The following is a 952-nucleotide window of genomic DNA, read 5'->3' as shown; positions in this document are numbered from 1 at the left end:
CTGTAAGAAAAAGTTGATTGGTGCGGTCGAGAGGACTTGAACCTCCACGGTGTTGCCACCACTAGAACCTGAATCTAGCGCGTCTGCCAATTCCGCCACGACCGCATTTTCCCATCCAAGTATCCAGAGCTGTTAACCAGCTGACTTTCACTTTTCGGGTTTGTAAAAACTGGTGAGCCATGAAGGACTCGAACCTTCGACCCTCTGATTAAAAGTCAGATGCTCTACCAACTGAGCTAATGGCTCATGAAAATGGTGGGGAGAGACGGATTCGAACCGCCGAACCCGGAGGGAGCAGATTTACAGTCTGCCGTGTTTAGCCACTTCACTATCTCCCCAGTTTCATGGTGCCGGCAATAGGACTTGAACCCACAACCCCCTGATTACAAGTCAGGTGCTCTACCAATTGAGCTATACCGGCATATCTTTAATTATGGCATATCTTTCATGAAAAATCAACGTTTTTTTATTCCGTTAAACCTTTTTCATGTTCATGAACTATGCCATCTCGTTAAGAAAGATGGCGGAGCTGACGGGACTCGAACCCGCGACCTCCGGTGTGACAGACCGGCGTGAACTCCAACTTCACCACAGCTCCATGTTTGATTGTACCTACTTGGTACTATGATCCTACTGGATCAAGAAGATGGTTCGACGTAGAGCAAGTAGAAAATTTGGTTGCGGGAGCAGGATTTGAACCTGCGACCTTCGGGTTATGAGCCCGACGAGCTACCGAGCTGCTCCATCCCGCGATAGTTAGGACGACTGATTGTCAGTATTGCCACAGGACGTGGCGCTTTTAGCTGACCTTCCTTGCCCTTTGATAGTAGTGGTGGAGGCTGACGGGATCGAACCGCCGACCCTCTGCTTGTAAGGCAGATGCTCTCCCAGCTGAGCTAAGCCTCCAAATCACCTACAAGATGTAGGGATTTTTCTAAGTGACCCGTAGGGG

7 tRNA genes are annotated in these 952 nt (G+C 49.5%); all 7 read right to left on the bottom strand.

Annotation, left to right across the window (positions count from 1 at the left end):
- Positions 1-18: 18 nt before the first annotated feature.
- Positions 19-105 (bottom strand) — tRNA-Leu (locus tag HPY31_RS28530).
- Positions 106-170: 65 nt separating this feature from the next.
- Positions 171-246 (bottom strand) — tRNA-Lys (locus tag HPY31_RS28525).
- 7 nt (positions 247-253) lie between these two features.
- A tRNA-Tyr gene (locus HPY31_RS28520) sits at positions 254-338 on the bottom strand.
- A gap of 7 nt (positions 339-345) precedes the next feature.
- Positions 346-421 (bottom strand) — tRNA-Thr (locus tag HPY31_RS28515).
- Between the two features lie 100 nt (positions 422-521).
- Positions 522-598, bottom strand: a tRNA-Asp gene (locus HPY31_RS28510).
- Positions 599-675: 77 nt separating this feature from the next.
- A tRNA-Met gene (locus tag HPY31_RS28505) sits at positions 676-752 on the bottom strand.
- A gap of 78 nt (positions 753-830) precedes the next feature.
- A tRNA-Val gene (locus HPY31_RS28500) sits at positions 831-906 on the bottom strand.
- Between the last annotated feature and the right edge of the window lie 46 nt (positions 907-952).

The sequence above is a fragment of the Brevibacillus sp. HB1.3 genome (genome assembly GCF_013186635.1).
Taxonomy (GTDB): domain Bacteria; phylum Bacillota; class Bacilli; order Brevibacillales; family Brevibacillaceae; genus Brevibacillus; species Brevibacillus brevis_D.
This window is presented reverse-complemented; position numbering and strand designations above follow the sequence as displayed.